Raw genomic sequence first — 19,902 nt, 5'->3', positions numbered from 1 at the left:
GGCAAGGAGAGGCGATGACCACACTCAGTGAGATTAACCTGGTCAACTTGTCAGGCCTGTTTGTCGCCGTCTCCGCCATCACCTACCTGGTTATTGCCAGGGCACGCCGCGCATGGCCAAAGGTCCGCGGCAGGGTTGAACAGAGCAAACTGGATGCGGAAATACATGAGGGACCCGGTATCAGTGCCAGTGAATACCAGGTAACCATCGGTAAAAGCCGCTCCATCAGTTATACGCCGGTACTGCGATACCGCTACCAGGTCCGGGGGCGCGAATATATCGGGTGCAAACTTTTCTCGGTCAACCTGCTACCCATCCGCCCGCGGGACCTGCTGCCGGTCGTTGCCGGTTCAACCGTGGACGTCTTTTTCAATCCCGCAAACCCCGCTCGTGCCTACCTGCTTCCATCCGGGTTGGTACTACCTGTGATTTACCTGCTTATCGGTACCACACTGGCACTACTGGATGCCGGCCAACTGGAAGCCGTCCGCGCAATTGCCGCGGATCTCTGGCACGATTTTACCCGGCTCGGCAAGCCCTAGGGCAGCCGGATCAAACTGCCAGCAGACACAGCTCTCAGTGCCACGCAGGGAGCCCGTTCGCCATTTCCTGGTCTAAGCTCTGTCACTGAATACCTGCCAGCCACATAGAGCAAGCTCCGGGCTGGCGACAGCTCCACCGACGGATCGGAACCTGCGCATGAGTCACAATACTTTCACCGCCCTCTTCCTCTCCCTGTTCCTGGCTGGATGTTCAGGGGCTTCGGTTTTCTCGTCAGCCGACGATGACTCACGCTGGGGAGACTACCGCACCTTCGGTTTTGTACAGTCAGGTGGCGCCAACAGCCGCGTGGAATCCATCCTGCAGGCAGAGGTCACCCGGCAACTGAATGCCCGTGGCATGACCCGCAGCACCAGTCCGGATATCCTGGTGAATATCGCCGCCTACACCGAGAAGTTGCCCAAGACACGGATTTCACGCACCACAGGCTTTGCCGCGGCACGCTATCCCTTTTTGCAGGAGTACTACCGTGACCTCGGGGAGAAGCACTTAACCGATATCGATGAGCAGACGGAGGGCAGGCTGACCATCGACGTGCTGGACGTCAGGCAACGGGAGATGGTCTGGCGCGGTCGTACCCGGGGGCGCATTACCCCGGCAATGATGGCCGACCCGCAGGCAGCGCTGGCCAGTGCGGTAAACGAGGTATTCCAGAAATTCCCGAAAGCTGGGGGATAACCCAGGGAAATAAATGCTGGATAGACCGGCGGCCGGCGCCCCGGCGGCCGGCGGACCGGCGGCCGGCGGACCGGCCACCCTGCCAGGTCAGACCCGGACGATCGGCCGGCCTTCCCGACTCCACAGCACGTGATATTTCTCGTTTTCCGGCCGGTCATTGCGGGAGAAAGTATGCGCGCCGAAGAAGTCCCGCTGCGCCTGCAGCAGGTTGGCGGGCAGTGATTCGCGGCGGAAGGCATCATAATAATTGAGCGCTGACGAGAGCGCCGGCACCGGAATCCCGCGCAGGCTGGCGTCCGCCACCGCCTGGCGCCAGTTGCCCTGGTTGGCCGCGATCTGCTCGATAAAGTAATCATCCAGCAGCAGGTTCGAGAGCTTGTGGTCGCGCTCGTAGGCAGCGCTGATGGACTGCAGGAAAACCGCACGGATAATGCAGCCGGCGCGCCAGATGCGCGCGATCTCGGCAAAGTTCAGCTGCCAGCCCTGTTCCCGCGCCGCCAGCTTCATCAGGTCGAAGCCCTGCGCGTAAATACAGATCTTCGCGCAGTACATGGCGTCATGCAGCTGGGCGATCACGGTGTCCCGCTGCTCCGCGGGCACCGCCTCCACATCCGGCCCCAGCAACTTTTTCGCGGCGCGGGAGCGCAATACCTTGCGTGTGGACAGGGAGCGGGCAAACACCGCCTCGGCGATACTGGGAGCAGGACAACCCACTTCCAGGCTGCTTACCGCAGTCCACAGGCCGGTGCCCTTCTGCCCGGCGCGGTCCAGGATCACGTCCACCAGCGGCTGGTCGGTGTCTGCATCCACGGTAGCCAGCACCTCGGCACTGATATCGATCAGGTAGCTGTTCAGCGGCCCCCTGTTCCATTCCCGGAATACCGCCGCAATCTCGGTAGGGCTCATCTCCAGCGCACTGCGCATCACGTCGTACGCCTCGCAGATCAACTGCATATCGGCGTACTCGATGCCGTTGTGCACCATTTTCACATAGTGGCCCGAGCCGATCGGGCCGATATAGGCAGCGCAGGGCTCACCTTCCTTGACCGGGTTACCCGGCTCGAAGCGTTCGATCGGCTGGCCGCTTTGCGGATCCACCTTGGCGGCCATGGCATGCCAGACCGGCTCGATACGGGCCCAGGCATAGGGATCGCCACTGGGCATCAGGGACGGCCCGAACCGGGCCCCCACCTCGCCGCCAGACACGGCAGTGGTAAAGAAGATCAGGCGCCCCTCGTAGCGCTTGCAGCGCTCGACGGAGTCGGTCCACAGGCTGTTGCCGGTATCGACCACGATATCGTCGGCCTTGAGACCGGCATCCAGCAACTTGTTGCAGACATCATCGACGGGAGCGCCCGCAGGCACCGACAGGATCACCAGGTGGGGAGCTTTTACCCGCGCCAGCAGCTCGGTATAGGAATTACAGGTCTCAATCCGCGCCGGCTGGTCACCGCGCTCCTGACGGTCCTGCTCCAGCAAAGCCTCCAGGCGACTGTGGTCCAGGTCAAAGGCGCAGACCCGGAAACCGTTATCGGCCAGGTTCAGGATCAGGTTCTTACCCATCACCCCCGCGCCAATAAAACCAATGTCGCACAGTGAGTCGGTATCAGCCATGGATCGCTCCGGAAATCGTGAAATGAAGCCTGGCGGGCGCCAGATTGGGCGCGAAGTATAGCAATACGCCGACGCTACCGGGAGGCCAGGAGCCAGCCCGGAGCGGCGCGTATACCGACGTGACCGCCGGACAGAGCATTCTGCTAAAAAGATAGCAAGGTACAGTCATTGGCTCTCATGATGTTGCGTATTCAGGTACCATACGCTGACTCAACAGACAGCAAAACCGGGACGGCCGAGCCAGGATTATGCCGGGCTCGCCGGAGACAGGCAGGAGCAGTACAGGAACCATGAATCAACAGGCACTGATTGAATTTTACCTTGCACACCAGTGGCTGGTACTGCCAGTGTTTATTGTCCTTGTCATCGGGGTGGCCCTGCTCTGGTTTGGCGGGCTGGTCGCGGCCCTCGTGGCCCTGGGCAACAGGCAATGGCTGTGGGGCATACCCACAATCATCCTGGGCCCGTTTACCGGCCTGCCCTACGCCCTGCTCTACCCGGGCCGGGCGGAATATGCCCGGACGCTCATGCTGCGGGGCCTGGCAATGGTGCTGGGGGCACTGGTTCTTCTACTCTTGATCTGGCTCTTTGCCTGACCCCATCACCGGGGATGACTTCCCTGCACCAAGAGCCGGGCTGTCCAGTTCGCGCAACCCGGCCGCTTGCCTGGCAACCTCGCTCGGCACCCGAACTACGCGTCCCTCTCTTCCGCCCACATTTCCAGCCCTCGCCGTCCTGTAAGGCGCTGTAATCCAGCGCGGTATAAACCACCACATCACGGCGGTAGACTGGTCCCAGCAACCTGGGAATCAGGGGGCACTTGCTGGCATAACGCAACCGGCCAATAACTGCGTTCTTCATTCGAGCAGAGCACCACTGGAACAGACAATGACACTCTCACCCCGAATTTCCCTCCGGGCCATTTCACGCGCTGTTATTGGCGGTATCGCCTGCACCCTTTACCTGGTCGTCTCCGCCGGCCTACCCGCGACTTCGGTGGCGGCAACGCTACCGGGTCAGGTCCAGCCTCCCCGGTACATCTGCCCGCCGTGCAATCATGAACAGGACCTGTTCCAGGCCAGTGCCGTCAGGGCCCGAGGCTCCTGCCATGTGTGTGGTATGGAACTGGTGGAGAAGCCGCTGCGACTGGATACCGCGGAGGGCTCTATCCGGGAGGGCTCCGGCAGCTTCCTGGTGGATAGTAATACCCCCGACAGTAACCCGCTGGCAGTTTTCTATCACCGACCCGAAAATCTCCGCAAGGATGCGCCGGTGGTGATTGTGCTCCCCGGTGCCGGCCGCAATGCCTGGCGCTACCGGGATACCTGGGTTGACCCCTCGGAGAAATACGGCGTGCTGGTACTCTCACCCCACTATTCCGAAAAATATTACCCGGAGTTCTGGAGTTACAATATTGCCGGCATGATCGAGAACGTGCGCATCAATAAAGAGCGCACCCGGGTAAGCGGTTACGACATCAATCGCCGGGCCGAAACCTGGCTGTTCAGCGACTTCGACCGGATATTTGAAACCGCTGTCGCGGAACTTGGCATGACCACGGCGACATACGACCTGTTCGGCCACTCCGCCGGTGGCCAGGTCCTGCATCGCTATACTCTCTTTGCCGGCGATAGCAAAGCACGGCGCATCCTCGCCGGGAATTCCGGCTGGTACACGGTACCCCGCTTCGACAAGCCATTCCCCTTCGGCACAGGCAGCGACATGCTGGACAGGGACGGGTTGAAAAAGGCATTCAAGCGTGAGCTGGTGGTATTCCTCGGCGAACTGGACAACGCCGACGAAACCCGAGGCCACCTGGTACGCACCCCCGACGTCAACTGGCAGGGCGACCACCGCCTGTCGCGCGGAAAATATTTTTTCGCCCAGGCACAGGAGCGGGCCCGGGAGTTGGGAACGGAACTGCAGTGGCAACTGGAAGTGGTTCCCGGTGTGGGGCACGATTACCCGGCGATGGGCAAGGCTGCGGCCGACTACCTTTACGGGGACTCCAGGCGGCCATAAAAGTGTGCCGGCACAACGCAGCGGCCATGTGGAAAGTAATCAATTCCATATTACCGGGCAAGCGTACCTGTTTACCGGGTTCATCTGGCTACAAAGACCGGCTCTTCTAGCACCGGTAGAGAAATACTTCAGCCCGGGGCTGAACACCCGGGTGTTACACAAGGGAACGGGTCGGCAGGGCCTGAAGAAAGGGAATGATAATGATTCGATTGAGAGAACGCCTCACCTTCAAGCTTAAGTTATTATCAATTCCAGCAGCTCTGCTTTGCGGCACCTACTCAACGCACGCAGTGTCAACTGCCAGTGAAGAAGCCTTTGTATTCGAGACCTGGAGCAAGCAGACCGCCAGTGGGTACCGGGGGGAGATCAAGGTACCTGAGAACCGCCAGCGGCCTGACAGCCGTATGATCCCCCTCCGTTATGTTCGTTTTCCGGCAACCGGTGAAAGCTCGGGACCACCCATTATCTACCTTGCAGGTGGCCCCGGCGGCTCCGGCATCATGGCAGTCAATTACCGGTTCGGGATGTTTATGGCCCTGCGCCAGTTTGGCGACGTCATCGCCCTGGACCAGCGTGGCACAGGCCAGTCCAGCATCCTGCCGGAATGCCACTCCGGACAAAGATACCCCGCCTCCGGCGCAGTCTCTGACCGTGAATATATCGAGAGGTACCGCGAGGCTGTGCGCGAGTGCATGAAGTTCTGGCAGGACAGGGGTATCGACCTTGCCGGTTACAATACCCGGGAAAGTGCCCGCGACCTCGATGCGCTCAGGGCGCATCTGGGTGCGGAAGCGGTTGTGCTGTGGGGCACATCATACGGCAGTCACCTGGCCCTGGCTGCGCTGGGGGAAATGGAAAACCGGATTGCACGTATTGTCCTGTCCAGTGCCGAGGGACTGGACCAGACTGTCAAGCTCCCCTCCAGTACCGCTGGTTACCTCGACAGACTGCAGGCAGCTGTAGACTCACAACCTCGGGCCAGGGCCGCCTACCCCGATATCAAGGGACTGATAGAGCGGGTTCATGGGAAGCTCGACCTCAACCCGGTGCCAATGCAGCTCACTAAAGACAATGGCACCACAGTGGATTACCTGCTTGAACGGCGGGATATGCAACTGATCGCCTCAAGCTTTATCGCGGATCCCCGCAGCGCCGCACGATTACTCGATTTCTATCGCGCCCTGGACCAGGGAGAGCAACCGGCATTTGACTCGGTGCCACGCCGTTACTTCCCGGACGCGATACTCCATCCCGGCGAGCCAATCTCACTGAACGCCATGCCCACTGCAATGGATATAGCCTCGGGTATTGGCAAAGACCGCTCCCGGGTGGTTGCCCGCGAAGCAAAACACTCCCTTCTGCACGACTACCTGAACTTTTCCTATCATTTGCAGGGGCTTGCCCCGGAGCTTGACCTGGGAGACGAATTTCGCCAGGCGCCCCGGAGCAAAGTGCCTGTACTCCTTTTCAGCGGGACCCTGGATGGTCGCACCGATATCAATGAACAGCGCGCTGCAGTATCTGGCCTGGAAAACTTGACCGCCATTACCGTCGAGAATGCCGGTCACAACCTGTTTATGTCTTCCGAGCAGATCCAGCTTGCAATCAACCGCTTTATGGCGGGAGAGCCTGCGCAGGGCGACCGGATTGTCATTCCTTTACCGGAACTCGGGCCAAAGACGCTACGGGAGTGATGTTGCGGGGAGCGTTTACTCCCGGAGGCTCATGCAGTGGCTTCAATACAGCCAGGCGCAAACCGCACTGGTGAAAATCGGCCATGTTTTCTCTGAAGCGTAGACCCAACCAGGTTTGTTGGTAGACTCACCGGCTGAGCCTTCTATAGATTTGCGGATAACAATAATGGGGCCTGCCCTTAAGCAACTTCCAACCCCGCGACCCACGCAGGGACGAATCCTGTTATTCCTGTGCTTCCTGGCTACTTCCATCGCCAACGCCACCCCACTCACGGCTGACCGGATCTTCCACGGTGGCTCCATTGTCACCATGGACCCGCGCCAGCCCCTTGCCGAGGCCGTGGCAGTGCTGAATGGGAAGGTCCTGGCGGTGGGAACAGACAATGCGGTGCTCGATATGCGCGGCCCGGGGACAGAAATGGTCGACCTCCATGGCCAGGTGCTGATGCCCGGTTTTATCGATATCCATACCCACCCGATCCTGTCGGCCATGATGGGGGAAGTCATCGATATCTCCGGCTTCACCCATCGCAGTCGCGAAGATGTGCTGGACACGCTGAAGCGGCGCATTGCCGGGAAAGACCCCGGCGAATGGGTGCTGGCCTATGGCTGGGACCCGGCACTCCTGCGGGACCTGGAGCCTCCAACCCTGGCCGAACTGGACCTGCTGGCACCGGATAACCCGCTGTTTATCATCGCCCAGACATTACATTCGGGTTTTGCCAACAGCCGCGCCTTCGCGGAAGCCGGTATCGACAGGAACAGTCCCGACCCGGACGGCGGCCACTTCGAGCGCAACGCGAATGGCGAGCTGACCGGGTTGGTAGTGGAGGTGGGCGCGATGGCAAAGTTCACCGGCTCCACCCCCGGGTACCCCCTGCCCGCCTACCTCTACCTGCTGACCAACCAGCTGGAGACTTATGCGGCCCACGGCTACACCACCATTGTCGCCCCGGGGCTGCAACCGATAATCCCGGAGCATATCCGCGCCCTGAAGTCTGTCGCCAGCCACCCCGGCGCCCCGGTGCGGACCTACACCTACCCATTGTTTGACCAGCTGGATGAATCCGGCATCGCCCCCGGTTCGGGTAACCTGTCGTTCGAGGTGCGTGGGCCCAAACTCTGGATTGACGGCTCACCCTATGCCGGCGGCATGGCTGTGGACGCCCCCTATCTCGATAATGAATTTACCCGGCAACGGCTGGGAATCGAGGCCGGCAGTCGCGGGCACCTGACCTTTAACAATGAACAACTGCAAGCCCTGGTACTACGCTACCACCGGCAGGGCTGGCAGATCTCCGCACACGCCCAGGGCGAGCGGGCAATCGATCAGTTCCTCGATGCAGTGGACGCAGCCCAACGGCAATTTCCGCGGGAAGACCACCGCCACCGGATCGAGCATGGTGCCCTGATTACTCCCGTGCAGCTGCAACGGGCGGCACAACTCGGCGTTACCCCCAGCTTCTATATGGACCATATTTACTACTACGGCGACACCTTGCAAGAATTGATCGTCGGCCCCGAGCGCGCGAACCGGTTTATGCCAGCCGGCTCCGCAGCGCGCGCAGGCCACCGGTTTACCATCCATACAGATTCCCCCTCCTCGCCGCTGGGGCCCATCCGCGCCATGCGGACTGCCGTACTGCGCGAGAGTCGAGGGGAGAAAAACATTTTCGGGAAACGCGAGCGTATCAGCGCAGACGATGCAATTCGTGCGCTGACCATCAATGCGGCCTGGCAGATCCACCAGGAGCAGTCGCGGGGCAGTATCGAGGTGGGCAAGCTGGCAGACTTTACCGTGCTGTCGGAAAACCTCCTGGAGGTGTCGCCGCAACAGTGGGATCGGGTGCAGGTCACAGCCACCTATATTGGCGGAGAGCGTGTCGATCCACCCCGCTGGAGCTGGCGCAAGGCAAGCCTGTTACTGCAAGCGGGATGGTCGATGCTGTTTGACTGAACCCCCGGAATGACTGTCGGGCAAGCAGAGGAGCGACACCCGGCTTGAGCGGGGATCCGGATCAGTCCTGGCCGAACTCCCCGTGCCGGCCCGCGCCCGCAGTAAACCGACCTGCTCCGCTGATCGCCTCCTCGGACACCACCGGATACCCCCCACGTCCCTCATTGGCCAGGGCCTCTTCCAGTGTCAGGTCCCATTGCCGGTAGGCGGAGTCGCGGTCCGCTCGCAGGCATCGCTGGGGAAAGCGCGCAATGTCCCCGGCCAGTTCCAGTGCCGTCACCAGCACCTGGTCGTCTTCGACCACCCGGTTGGCCAGCCCCGCCTGCAGTGCCTCGTCGGCACCGACCGGGCGACCGGTGAGAATCATATCCATGGCCCGGCCATGGCCGACCACTCGCGGCAGCCGCACGGTACCACCGTCAATCAGGGGCACGCCCCAGCGGCGACAGAATACCCCGAAAATCGCGGACCTCCCGACCACGCGCAGGTCACACATCAACGCCAGTTCAAGGCCACCAGCCACCGCATAACCGCGAACCGCAGCGATCACCGGCTTGTCAAACTGCATGCGCGTGGGTCCCATGGGGCCCGGGCCAGTGCCCCCGGGCTCGATTTCATTGCGACTTTCCGGGTCGGCCATTGCCGACAGATCCGCGCCGGAACAGAAGTTGTCACCACTGCCGGTCAGTACTGCGACACGCAGCCGCTCATCAGCGGCAAAACGCACAAACGCGTCGCGCAATGCGGTGGCTGTTTTCCTGTCCACCGCATTGCGCTTCTCCGGGCGACAGATAGTGATAATGAATATATCGCCATCGACACTGGTGCTGACCGGGGCTCCAGCGGACTTTTCTCCCTTCATGCTCCCTCCTCGAGTACTGACTCCCGGTCCATCTTATACCGCCCGGAGGCCGGGATATACGTCCCAGACCAGCGCTGTGACGCCGCGGGGGGGAGCCTACAATCCCCCGGTAACAAACCTTTTAGAGTGCGGCCCGGTTGCGCCGCGACCATAGCCATGAACAATGCTGGGAATATACTCGAGCAGGTAAACAGGGTATCCGAGCCGCTGGCAGGCAACGATACCGATCTCGATCCTCTGCTGCGCAGGGCCGCCGATCGCAGTGTCATACTGCTGGGTGAGGCCAGCCATGGCACCCACGACTTCTACTCGATGCGCGCGGAGATCACCCGGTCCCTGGTCGAGGAACAGGGCCTCGACGCAATTGTGCTGGAGGGTGACTGGCCGGATGTTTACCGCATCAACCGCTTTGTCCGGGGGCTGGATGGCGACGCGAATGCCCGCGCCGCCCTCGGCGACTTCGAGCGTTTTCCGCTGTGGATGTGGCGCAACACCGTGATGGAATCATTCGTGCACTGGCTGCGTGAGTGGAACAGTACACGTGCCCCGGCAGACCGGGTGGGTGTCTACGGCATGGACCTGTACAGCATGTATCGCTCTGCCGACGCCGTAATCGGTTACCTGGAAAAGGTTGACCCTTCCGCAGCAGAGCGAGCGCGACAGCGCTATGCCTGCCTGGACCGGCATGGAGATCCGCAGCGTTATGGTTACCAGGCGGCCATGGGGCTGAGTGAATCCTGCCAGAAAGCGGCCGTCGAGCAGTTGCTGGAAATGCTGCAGGCGCATAGCCAGTGGCTGCAGCGGAGCGGGCTGTATGGGGAGGATGAGCTCTTTTACGCCGAGCGCAACGCGCGGGTGGTACACCATGCCGAGGCCTATTACCGGGGCATGTTCTTCTCCGGCGTAAACACCTGGAACCTGCGTGACCGGCATATGGTGGACACCCTGCTGGACCTGCGCCAGCACCTCAGCCAGCAGCGCGATCGCCAGGCGCGGATTGCGGTCTGGGCCCACAATTCGCACCTGGGCGACGCCCGCGCAACCGACGCAGCGCTACACGAAGAGGTAAACGTCGGCCAGCTGGTTCGCGAGAAACTGGGTGACGACGCGCTGCTGCTGGGGTTCACTACCTACACCGGCCATGTGACAGCGGCCACCGACTGGGACCAGCCGGTGGAGCATCGCTGGGTGCGACCGGCACTGGATGGGAGTGTCGAGGAACTGTTCCACCGGGCCGACCGGAAACGGTTTTACCTCGACATGGCTTCACTGCCTCCGGATACCCTCGGCCATCCGTTACTGGAACGGGCCATCGGCGTCATCTACCGGCCCGAAACCGAGCGCCAGAGCCACTATTTCCGCACCCGCTTGCAGCACCAGTTCGATGCAGTGATACACCTCGATGAAACGACGGCACTGGAGCCTCTGGATATGACCGAGGGCTGGCAGGAGCGGGAGCCGCCTGAAACCTGGCCCTATGGCACCTGAACCAGGGCCCGGGTTCGCCCTCGCATAACAGGTCAGAAATCGCGATTATCGTTCCTGAATACCTGTCCGTCCTTCATTACAAAACTGACCCGCTCCATCACGCTGATGTCCTCCAGCAGATTACCCGGCACCGCGACGATATCTGCCAGCTTACCCGCGCGAATACTGCCCAGCCGGGTATCCTGCCCCAGCAGCCTGGCGGAATTGATGGTTGCCGCCTGCAGTGCCTGTAACGGTGTCATGCCGAATTCCACCATGCGCGAGAACTGGCGTGCATTCTGGCCATGGGGATAGATGGAAGCATCGGACCCGAACACCATCTTCACCCCGGCATCCACCGCTGCACGGAAGCTCTCCCGCTGGCGCCCACCGACTTTGCGTTCTTTCTCCAGGCTCTCGGGCATGATTCCGGCCTTCTCACCCTCCGAGAGAATGTACTCAGTGACATAAATGTCCATCGACAGGACGGTGTCGTTTTTCTTCGCCAGCCGGATTGCCTCGCGGTCGAGGAAACTGGCGTGCTCGATGGAATCCACACCGGCACGGATGGCCGCCTTGATACCCTCGGTGCCGTGGGCATGGGCCGCGACAATGGCACCGCGCCGGTGGGCCTCGACCACAGCCGCCCGCATCTCCTCTTCCGCCAGCTGCTGGACGCCGGGTTCGGTGTTCCTGGACATGACGCCACCGGTGGCGCACATCTTGATCAGGTCAGCGCCATACTTGAAGTTTTCACGCACCTTTGCCCGCACGGCCCAGGGACCGTCGGCGACGCCCTGCCCGCGGGCCTCGTACTCGTGGGTCAACAGGTTGTTGTCACAATGCCCCCCGGTAATCCCGATGGCCGGGCCGGATACAAACAGTCGCGGCCCGGGCACATCGCCATCATTGATGGCATCGCGCAGCGCAATATCCGCGTATCCGGACGCGCCCAGGTTGCGCATGGTGGTAAATCCGGCCTTGAGCGAAGCGCGCGCGCTCTTCACCCCGGTAATCGCCGCACGCTCGGATGTCACTGCCAGGCGCCGGTAACCGTGCTGGTCCGAGGATCCTGTCAGGTGCACATGCATATCCATCAGGCCCGGCACCAGGGTCATGCCAGCCAACGCCAGTGCTCCCTCCGGGGCCGGGACATCGGCCTCGACTGACACGATTCGGTTGCCATCGACAGTAACCAACGGCGATTCAATAACCTTTCCTGTCTCCACATCGATCAGGCGATCCGCACTGATATAGGTGACCGCCACCGAGGCCTGGGCCAGGATTGCACTGCCGACGCCCACCAGGATGGCCATCAGGGATTTCCTGTTGTTGGTTTTACGGTACATTCCTTCTCCTGTGCGGGTCCGATAGCAATTGGGAAGCTGAACTACGCCCCGGGGCTCAAAAACTGATACCCGGTTGTACCCTATTTAACATGGCCATGCCAGCCGCTGCGATGAGCTGCCCGGATGGCGGGTTGGCACGCAGATACAGGGAATGCGATGACGACTACTGAAAAGGAAAAGATGCTCCGCGGTGAGCTGTACCGGGCCTCCGATGCCGAACTCGCGCAGGAGCGCCTTCTGGCCCGGCAGCTGTGCTGGGAGTACAACCATTCAGAACCGCATCACGACGTACTGCGCAACCAGCTGTTGACGCGGCTGCTGGGAAGCCGCGGCGAAGCCTGCACGATCGAACAGTCTTTCCAGTGTGACTATGGCTACAACATTCACCTGGGCGACGGCTTTTTTGCCAACTTCGAGCTGGTAATACTGGACGTCTGCAGCGTCCGCATCGGGGCAAATTGCCTTTGCGGCCCCAGGGTCAGTATCCTCACCGCCACCCACCCGAGGGATCCTGTGGAACGTGCAACCGGGCTGGAGTACGGCGCGCCGGTTACCATCGGCGACAATGTGTGGATTGGGGCCGGGGCCATTATCAATCCGGGCGTTACCATCGGTGATAATGCTGTAATCGCCTCGGGGGCAGTGGTCACCCGGGATATCGCCGCCAATGCGGTCGTGGGCGGAGTGCCCGCGCGGGCTATTCCCCATGCTCTCTGAATAATGACAGTGAAAGGCCGGAGCAACAGGGTATGAGAGACAAGCCGACCATCAGGGTCTATTACAACTCCGCCTGCCCCGTTTGCCGTGCCGGCATCGGGCACCAGAAGCGGCGCATGGCCGGCTGCCCGGTGGACTGGGAGGATGTCCACCTGGACCACGACCGGGTCAGGGACCTTGGCGCCGACCTGGAGTTTGTCCGCGAACGGTTGCACGTCATTGATGAAAACGGCGACCTGCAGGTGGGGCTGGGTGCGTTTATCGCCATCTGGCGCAACGCCCCCGGGGAGGTGTGGAAGGCCCGGCTAGCGAGCCTCCCCCTACTCCGGCCGTTACTGGGCCTCTCCTACAACGGCTTTGCCCGGCTCCTCTACCACTGGAATCGCGCCAGGAATCACTGGCAGGCCTGAATCACGGCAGCTAAATCCACATTATCAACCCGGATTCCCCGCAAATTGTGGCGACTGTCGGTCAGTGCCCCCGGCCCGCGCGGATTGGTATAGGCTCATATAAGAAGACCACCGTTTTCGGCGGCCCCGAACGGGCGTGGCCGTGTTTCGGGTCACGCCGCCAGAAATACTGGAGGAAATAGATGAACTGCCCATCCTGTAAAGAGTCCGGATTGATGGCCATGGATCGCAATGGCGTGCAGATCGATTACTGTCCCAATTGCAGGGGAATCTGGCTCGATCACGGCGAGCTCGAAAAGATCATCGAGAAGTCCCATGCCGCCGGGCTCAGCGATGCGGGTCACCCGCAGGAGCCCCACAAGCAGAAGCGCAACCTGATCACCGAGCTATTTGACTTCTGAGTATCGGACAGGTGTTGGGCGCCCGCGCCGCACCCCGGTAACGATGGGCAAGGCACGCTCGCAGGACCAACAGGGCCGCGAATCGCCGGAGACAGGCTGGCAGGCGGTTCCCGACGAGCCCCGTCGCGGCGCTATTGGGGACCTGCGCGCACTGCAGCAATCGGGCCTGCAAACCTTCCGCCGTTTTGTCCGGGGAGAACTGCCGGGCCCGCCCATCTGGCGCCTGACCGGAATGAAGCCCACCGAGGTCACCCTGGGAAAGGCGACTTTCTCCATGCCAGTAACCACCTGGCTGGCGGACGGCAGCGGCATCTACTGGGGAGGCATCTGCGCACTGCTGGCTGACGCGCCCCTCGCCTCGGCCATCTGGACCACGCTCCCCGCCGGCAAGGTACTCTCCACCTCGGAACTGACCATCAGTTTTGTGCGCCCGATTACCAATGCCACCAGGAATCTGGTTGGTCGCGCAGAAACGGTGCATTCCGGCCGGCAGGTGGGGCTGTCGATGGTCGAGATCACGGACCAGGACGGGCGCCTGCTGGCGTTTGGCAGCAGTCGCTGCATGATCACCGATTTGAGTGTGGACCCGGACGAGGATCTGCCCGAGCCGGACCTGGGGCCAGACGATACGCCCGACCCCTATCGCCGTGATCCACCGGATGCAGAGCTATGTGACCTCAAGGAATTTGCCGAGCTCAAGCCACTGGAACTGCAGCAGGCGACCATCGCCGAGGGCCGCACACAGCCAATCTGGCAACTCACCGGCTACCGCCCCCGGGAAGTGGAGGAAGGCTGCTTCCACGGCACACTGCCCACCTCGGAGTGGTTCTCCAATGGCAGCCTCGCGATATATGGCGGGATGCTGGCCTGGGCTGCAGACTTCACCATGGGTGCCGCGATCTATTCCACGCTGCCGGCCGGCGACCTGTTCGCCACCCTGGATATGCATATCCGCTTCACGCGGCCGGCAAAAATCAACAGTGGCGACCTGACCTGTATTGCCCAGGTCCGGCATTACGGCCGGCAATTGCGGGTGGTTACCTGCAATATTGATACAGCCGATGGCAAGCGCGTGGCCATGGCAACTGCTTCGGCCCTGGTCATCAAGGGAGCCGCCCGGGACCTGGCCGAAGGCGGGGACCCGGAGGAAATCATCGCCCAGGCCGACCACAGTGCCGGGCACCACGGAAATTTCTCCAGGTGAGATCAGGGTCCGTTAACTTGCCGGCGCTGTGATGACTGTCGATTGACTCCCGCCCTTCGTCAAATTTCTTTTGCCAACAACCCGCGCCCGTTCCCTATTGAGCAGTAGAAAGACGGGTCGAAATCAATAATCTTCGAAGATGCCCTCCACCTATCGGCCAACCCCCATGCAGTACACGCTTGCTCCCGGTTCCATAAATGAACCCTGTGGCATGGTTTTATTCTCATCCCGGCACTACGCCCCCGACAGGGTTGATGCACTGTTTCGGGACACCGCCATAACCTTGATTGTGTATTCACCCGGTAAGCTCCGGGAGCAAGCACCGGGGACCAGTAGCAAGAGAAAACCTGCAGCGCAGTATCCGTGTGATTTAGCCCAGGGGCTTCAGCCGGTTGCTGCAGGAGACCTCCCCGGATAAAAGCAAACAGTCATTATAATAACCAACCAATCGAGGTACTCCGATGAGATACTTCAGTGCGATGATGTTCCTTTCACTGGCCCTCACTACGGCAAGCACAACAGCACACGCCGTACCCCGCACAGCATTTGTGCACCTGTTCGAATGGCAATGGGACCAGGTGGCTGCCGAATGTGAAAACTTCCTCGGCCCCAAGGGGTTCTCAGCCGTCCAGGTTTCACCGCCGCAGAAATCCATCAACGGCAGCCAGTGGTGGACCCGCTACCAGCCGGTAAGCTACGCGATCGAGGGTCGCTCCGGCAGCCGCCAGCAATTCGCCGACATGGTCAGCCGTTGCAACGCGGCTGGCGTGGACATCTATGTCGATGCCGTAATCAACCATATGGCGGCCTGGGACCGGAACTTTCCCGAAGTCCCCTACGGTCCCAATAATTTCCATAATTGCACCGACGACATCGACTATTCGAACAAGTGGTCGATACAGAATTGTGACCTGGTGGGCCTGAACGACCTGAAGACCGAATCCGCCTACGTCCAGGGTAAAATTGCCGATTACCTCAATGACCTGATCTCGATGGGCGTGGCAGGTTTCCGTATCGACGCAGCAAAGCATATGCCTGCGGCGGATATCAATGCGATTGTGCAACGCCTCAATGGCGACCCGTACATCTACCAGGAAGTGATCGGCGCGGCCGGCGAGCCGGTACAGGCCGGTGACTATACCTGGGTTGGTGATGTAACGGAGTTCAACTTCACCAATACCATGGGCTATTACTTCAAGCTGCGCGGGCCACTGAAGGAAATCAGCAATATCGGCAACTGGCAGGGCTGGTTGCCCACTGATGATGCCATCACCTTCGTGGCCAACCACGATAACCAGCGGCAGAATACCGATAACACGATCACCCACAAGGACGGCAACAACGCCAATAATATGGCGCATGTATTCCTGCTGGGCTGGCCCTATGGTTACCCGAAGGTCATGTCCAGTTACGACTGGAGCGACCATGACCAGGGCCCTCCCGCCTCGGCCGCGGGTGACTGCAGCAACGGCTGGCTGTGTGAACACCGCAATCGTGCCATCGCCAATATGGTGGCCTTCCGCAACAATACCGCCGATTACTTCGGGGTGACCAACTACTGGGATAACGGCAACCACCAGCTGGCCTGGGGTCGCGGCGGGCTCGGTTTCGTGGCCATCAATATGGAAGGAAGTGACCTGAACCGCAGCTTCCAGACGGGTATGCCCGCCGGCACCTACTGCGACATCATCCAGGGCGAATTCGATTACGACGCCGGCACCTGCAGTGGCCCCACTATTTCCGTGGACGGCAATGGCAATGCAAACTTCAACGTTTACTACCGCAACGCCTCTGCGATTCACGTGGGCGCCCGCGTGGGTGTCCCCTGCCCCGACTGCGGTGGCAACACCGGTGGCGAGTCCGGCGGTGGTGGCTCTACGGGCGGCAGTGCCGGTGGCCCGGTAAATGTGTCATTCAGCTGCGCCAACGGCTACACCTACTGGGGCCAGAGTGTCTACGTGGTAGGAAACCAGGATGAACTGGGCAACTGGGACCCGGCCGGTGCGCGAGTCCTGGACGCCTCCGCTTATCCCACCTGGAGTGCCACTATTGAATTGCCCGCCTCTACCGACGTGGAGTGGAAATGCCTCAAGCGCGAGGAAAATAATTCCGGCGCCGGAATCGAGTGGCAACCGGGCTCCAACAATGGCTTCAATACCGGTACATCCGACTCCAGCCAGTCGGCCGGCTTCTGACTCTCACAGGCTGGAAGTAAAAAGGCGGGCCCCCGGGCCCGCCATCCCACAGTGCCCCTCTTTCCTCACTTCCCCGGCCAACCCATATCGACGCAGGGATCAACAGCGGCTCCCCCACCCGTAAACAACCAGGCGCCTTTGACTATGCTCTGGACTGGGAAATCGGCCCGCAACGATTGGAACCCCCGGGATGAGGATTGGCATCAGACAGAGAACCGGTTTTTGGCGCCGGCATTTCCCCGCCCCCAATCCCATTGCAGAGTCCGGCGGGTTGATCAGGCATTGGCTCTCCATCGTCGTACCCTGCATCGTCATATCCTGCTTTCCCACCCCCGCATTCGCGCAGTTCTCACTGCCCGGTTCAGAGCCCGCGACCGAACCACAATTGCCGGAGGCCCAGGCGCCACTGGAAGACATTGAGGCCGAGCGAGCCCGGGTAGAGGACAACCTCCAGTCAGCCAGTGACCAGCTGCGCGAAGCCAGGAAAACCCTCGAGCCGCTGCAGGGGTCAGGACAGGACACCGCGCCACTGGAGCGCCGGGTAGGTCTTCTCTCGGGAAGGGTCCAGACAGCGCGGCGGCACCTGAGCATCATCGAGGACGAAACCAGCCTGCAGCAGGAGCGCGAGGACCTGCGACGCGAAATCGCCAACTGGACCGGCTTTCCCGAACCGGGTCCCTACCCCGCAGCGCTGGCGGACAAGCTGTTTCACCAGTTAAAGGCTGCGCGCGCTGCCAGGCAAACCGCGGAGACCCGCCTGGCATCAATCGAATACGGGAAAAACCTCGTGTTCGACGCCTATGGCGACGCGGAGAGGAGTGCACGACAGGCAATGGAGGCACTCGAGGCCGCGCCTACGGGCCCGAAGCGGGCGCAGGCTCGCCGCGATAATGAACTGGCGCAACTTGAACTGCGATTCGACGGCGAGACCGTGGCCTACCTGCGCTCCGCGGAAAAACACCTGCAGGAACGTATCGCCTACCAGCAGGCCAGGGCTGACTTTATCCGGCAGAAACTGGCGACCGCCCTGGCCGATACACGCGTCAGCGAAAGTGAATTCGAGGAGCGTAAAGCCACGCTGGCTGCGCAACTCCAGGACGCACGGGAGAAACGCCAGGCTCTCGACCCGCGCCAGGCGGAACTGGCAGCGAGAATCGAATCCCTGCACCCGGATCCCGCTTACCGGGCCGACCCGCCAGCGCAGCCCGGCGAAGCAGGTAATACCGACCAGGTGAAAGACCCGGAACCGGGTCCGCCCGGAGACGGGACGGGTTCCGCCACCCCGGGGCAGCCGACCGGACAGGAAGCGGAACTGGAGCTGCGCCAGCGGCAGATGAATGTACTCAGGAACACCGGCGACGACATCAACCTGGAGATCACTTACCTGCAACTGCGACGGGACCTCTGGGAGGAGCGATACCGCCTGCAACAGGAGTGGCAGGTGGCCCGGGCCAAAACCCTGTTGCAGGAATTGCCCACCTTCGGGAAGGTGATCGGTGACAGCATCTCCGGCCTAGAACAGGCGCGGGCCGAAGTTGAGGATTTCGCACTCGAGCCGCGTTTCTCCGTGTCCGCACTGGAGCCTGCCCGGCACGACCTGCTGGCCAGCCTGGAAGACCGCACACAGCAACTGGAAACCACCCTGGTTGCTGCCCGGCGGCTGCGGGACTTCCTGCAACTCTGGCAACTGGAACTGGAAACCCGTATCGGCAACGCCACCACTGTGGAGGAAATTCGCGGCTGGTGGGACCTGATGCTACAGGAAGCCCTACGCATCTGGGACTATGAACTGGCATCGGTGGAAGACACGCTGGTGGTGGACGGTGAGCGCGTTGTCGAGCAGCGCCCGATTACCCTGGGCAAGGTAATACAGGCATTACTGATCCTGGCCATTGGCCTGCTACTCGCCTCGCAGATCTCCAGGCTGATCAGCCGTATCGTCCTGCCCTTTTCGGCCGGCAAATGGCAGAACCGGCTGTTGCTGCAGCGGCTGCTGCGCATCGGGCTGGTCCTGGTGGTAGTCGCGCTGGCACTGATCACTGTAAAGATCCCCCTGACCGTATTCGCCTTCCTCGGCGGCGCCATCGCCATCGGCATCGGCTTCGGGGCCCAGAACCTGATCAATAACCTGATCAGCGGCTTTATCCTGCTGGGGGAAAAGCCGATCCGTGCCGGCGACCAGATAGAGATCGAGGGAGTGCGCGGGATCGTGGACAAGATCGGCGACCGCTGCACACGGGTCCGGCGGTTCGATGGTGTGGAAATCCTGATCCCCAACAGTATGCTGCTGGAGAACACCGTCACCAATATCACCCTTTCAGACCAGCGTATGCGGACCAGCATCACTGTCGGTGTGGCCTACGGCTCGCCCACCCGCGAGGTGCAGGAACTGCTCGAGTCCATTGCCCGCGACCACCCACTGGTGGTGCAGGTACCGGAACCGGTGGTGGTATTCGAGGACTTCGGGGACAGTGCGCTGAATTTCTGCATCTATTTCTGGCTCGACCTGGCTGCGCAGCCGGATTTCCGCACCGTGCTCACCGACCTGCGCCACACCATCGTGGAGGCCTTTGCCGGGCGCGATATCGAGATCGCCTTCCCCCAGCGGGATGTTCACCTGGACTCTGGGTCACCCATTGCCGTGCAACTGCTCTCACGGCCCGACTAAACCCGCGTCCACAGCGCCCCCGGCATTACAGCCGGCCCGCTCCGCTGCATGACATCCCGGTCACCCCCAGCGAATTTCAGCACGGCCGTTCAGCCGCGACCCC

Annotated in this window: 16 protein-coding genes; 13 read left to right on the top strand and 3 right to left on the bottom strand. The window is 61.4% G+C overall.

The features are described 5' to 3' along the window. The first annotated feature begins 14 nt into the window (after nt 1-14). Together LVE68_RS17280 and LVE68_RS17275 are read left to right on the top strand one after the other, a co-directional pair. Nucleotides 15-542, top strand: coding sequence for a DUF3592 domain-containing protein (locus LVE68_RS17280; protein WP_232941689.1), 528 nt, complete (start codon nt 15-17; stop codon nt 540-542). 157 nt (nt 543-699) lie between these two features. Beyond that, the gene (locus LVE68_RS17275; RefSeq protein ID WP_232941688.1) at nt 700-1,239 is read left to right on the top strand and encodes a DUF4136 domain-containing protein; all 540 of its coding nucleotides are present in this window, start codon (nt 700-702) and stop codon (nt 1,237-1,239) included. Between the two features lie 87 nt (nt 1,240-1,326). On the opposite strand, the gene gndA is transcribed toward LVE68_RS17275, so the two are convergent. Then, entirely contained in the window at nt 1,327-2,853 is a 1,527-nt protein-coding gene (gene gndA, locus LVE68_RS17270; protein ID WP_232941687.1) for an NADP-dependent phosphogluconate dehydrogenase, read from the bottom strand. A gap of 290 nt (nt 2,854-3,143) precedes the next feature. Here gndA and LVE68_RS17265 point away from each other — a divergent pair, with 290 nt between their 5' ends. The 4 genes from LVE68_RS17265 to LVE68_RS17250 all read left to right on the top strand — a co-directional run bounded on the left by LVE68_RS17265 (nt 3,144) and on the right by LVE68_RS17250 (nt 8,526). Beyond that, complete coding sequence (locus LVE68_RS17265) at nt 3,144-3,449, top strand: hypothetical protein (RefSeq protein ID WP_232941686.1); 306 nt, start codon at nt 3,144-3,146, stop codon at nt 3,447-3,449. A gap of 292 nt (nt 3,450-3,741) precedes the next feature. Beyond that, nucleotides 3,742-4,875, top strand: a complete 1,134-nt coding sequence (locus tag LVE68_RS17260) for a hypothetical protein (RefSeq protein WP_232941685.1) — start codon at nt 3,742-3,744, stop codon at nt 4,873-4,875. Between the two features lie 200 nt (nt 4,876-5,075). Next, nucleotides 5,076-6,569: an alpha/beta fold hydrolase gene (locus LVE68_RS17255; RefSeq protein WP_232941684.1), complete on the top strand. Its 1,494-nt coding sequence runs from the start codon at nt 5,076-5,078 to the stop codon at nt 6,567-6,569. A 166-nt stretch (nt 6,570-6,735) separates the two neighbouring features. Then, complete coding sequence (locus LVE68_RS17250; protein ID WP_232941683.1) at nt 6,736-8,526, top strand: amidohydrolase; 1,791 nt, start codon at nt 6,736-6,738, stop codon at nt 8,524-8,526. Between the two features lie 61 nt (nt 8,527-8,587). Here LVE68_RS17250 and LVE68_RS17245 read toward each other — a convergent pair whose 3' ends face one another. Next, a complete protein-coding gene (locus LVE68_RS17245; RefSeq protein WP_232941682.1) occupies nt 8,588-9,388 on the bottom strand; it encodes a crotonase/enoyl-CoA hydratase family protein in 801 nt (266 codons plus the stop codon). 156 nt (nt 9,389-9,544) lie between these two features. On the opposite strand from LVE68_RS17245, the gene LVE68_RS17240 reads away from it, so the two are divergent. Further along, nucleotides 9,545-10,876, top strand: coding sequence for an erythromycin esterase family protein (locus tag LVE68_RS17240; RefSeq protein ID WP_232941681.1), 1,332 nt, complete (start codon nt 9,545-9,547; stop codon nt 10,874-10,876). Between the two features lie 32 nt (nt 10,877-10,908). Here the strand turns inward: LVE68_RS17240 and LVE68_RS17235 are convergent, their stop codons facing one another. Continuing rightward, the gene (locus LVE68_RS17235) at nt 10,909-12,204 is read right to left on the bottom strand and encodes a Xaa-Pro dipeptidase (RefSeq protein ID WP_232941680.1); all 1,296 of its coding nucleotides are present in this window, start codon (nt 12,202-12,204) and stop codon (nt 10,909-10,911) included. 156 nt (nt 12,205-12,360) lie between these two features. Here LVE68_RS17235 and LVE68_RS17230 point away from each other — a divergent pair, with 156 nt between their 5' ends. The 6 genes from LVE68_RS17230 to LVE68_RS17205 all read left to right on the top strand — a co-directional run bounded on the left by LVE68_RS17230 (nt 12,361) and on the right by LVE68_RS17205 (nt 19,799). Then, nucleotides 12,361-12,921 carry a sugar O-acetyltransferase gene (locus LVE68_RS17230; protein WP_232941679.1) on the top strand — a complete coding sequence of 187 codons (561 nt, stop codon included), beginning with the start codon at nt 12,361-12,363 and terminating at the stop codon, nt 12,919-12,921. A 32-nt stretch (nt 12,922-12,953) separates the two neighbouring features. Further along, the gene (locus LVE68_RS17225; RefSeq protein ID WP_232941678.1) at nt 12,954-13,331 is read left to right on the top strand and encodes a thiol-disulfide oxidoreductase DCC family protein; all 378 of its coding nucleotides are present in this window, start codon (nt 12,954-12,956) and stop codon (nt 13,329-13,331) included. 182 nt (nt 13,332-13,513) lie between these two features. Next, nucleotides 13,514-13,732 carry a TFIIB-type zinc ribbon-containing protein gene (locus LVE68_RS17220; RefSeq protein WP_232941677.1) on the top strand — a complete coding sequence of 73 codons (219 nt, stop codon included), beginning with the start codon at nt 13,514-13,516 and terminating at the stop codon, nt 13,730-13,732. A 43-nt stretch (nt 13,733-13,775) separates the two neighbouring features. Then, nucleotides 13,776-14,936: a PaaI family thioesterase gene (locus LVE68_RS17215; RefSeq protein WP_232941676.1), complete on the top strand. Its 1,161-nt coding sequence runs from the start codon at nt 13,776-13,778 to the stop codon at nt 14,934-14,936. Between the two features lie 461 nt (nt 14,937-15,397). Next, the gene (locus LVE68_RS17210) at nt 15,398-17,131 is read left to right on the top strand and encodes a carbohydrate-binding module family 20 domain-containing protein (RefSeq protein WP_232941675.1); all 1,734 of its coding nucleotides are present in this window, start codon (nt 15,398-15,400) and stop codon (nt 17,129-17,131) included. Between the two features lie 271 nt (nt 17,132-17,402). After that, a complete protein-coding gene (locus LVE68_RS17205) occupies nt 17,403-19,799 on the top strand; it encodes a mechanosensitive ion channel domain-containing protein (RefSeq protein ID WP_232941674.1) in 2,397 nt (798 codons plus the stop codon). The last annotated feature ends 103 nt before the right edge of the window (nt 19,800-19,902 follow it).

Origin of the sequence: Microbulbifer sp. YPW16 (genome assembly GCF_021290385.1) — a bacterium.
GTDB lineage: Bacteria > Pseudomonadota > Gammaproteobacteria > Pseudomonadales > Cellvibrionaceae > Microbulbifer > Microbulbifer zhoushanensis.
This window is presented reverse-complemented; position numbering and strand designations above follow the sequence as displayed.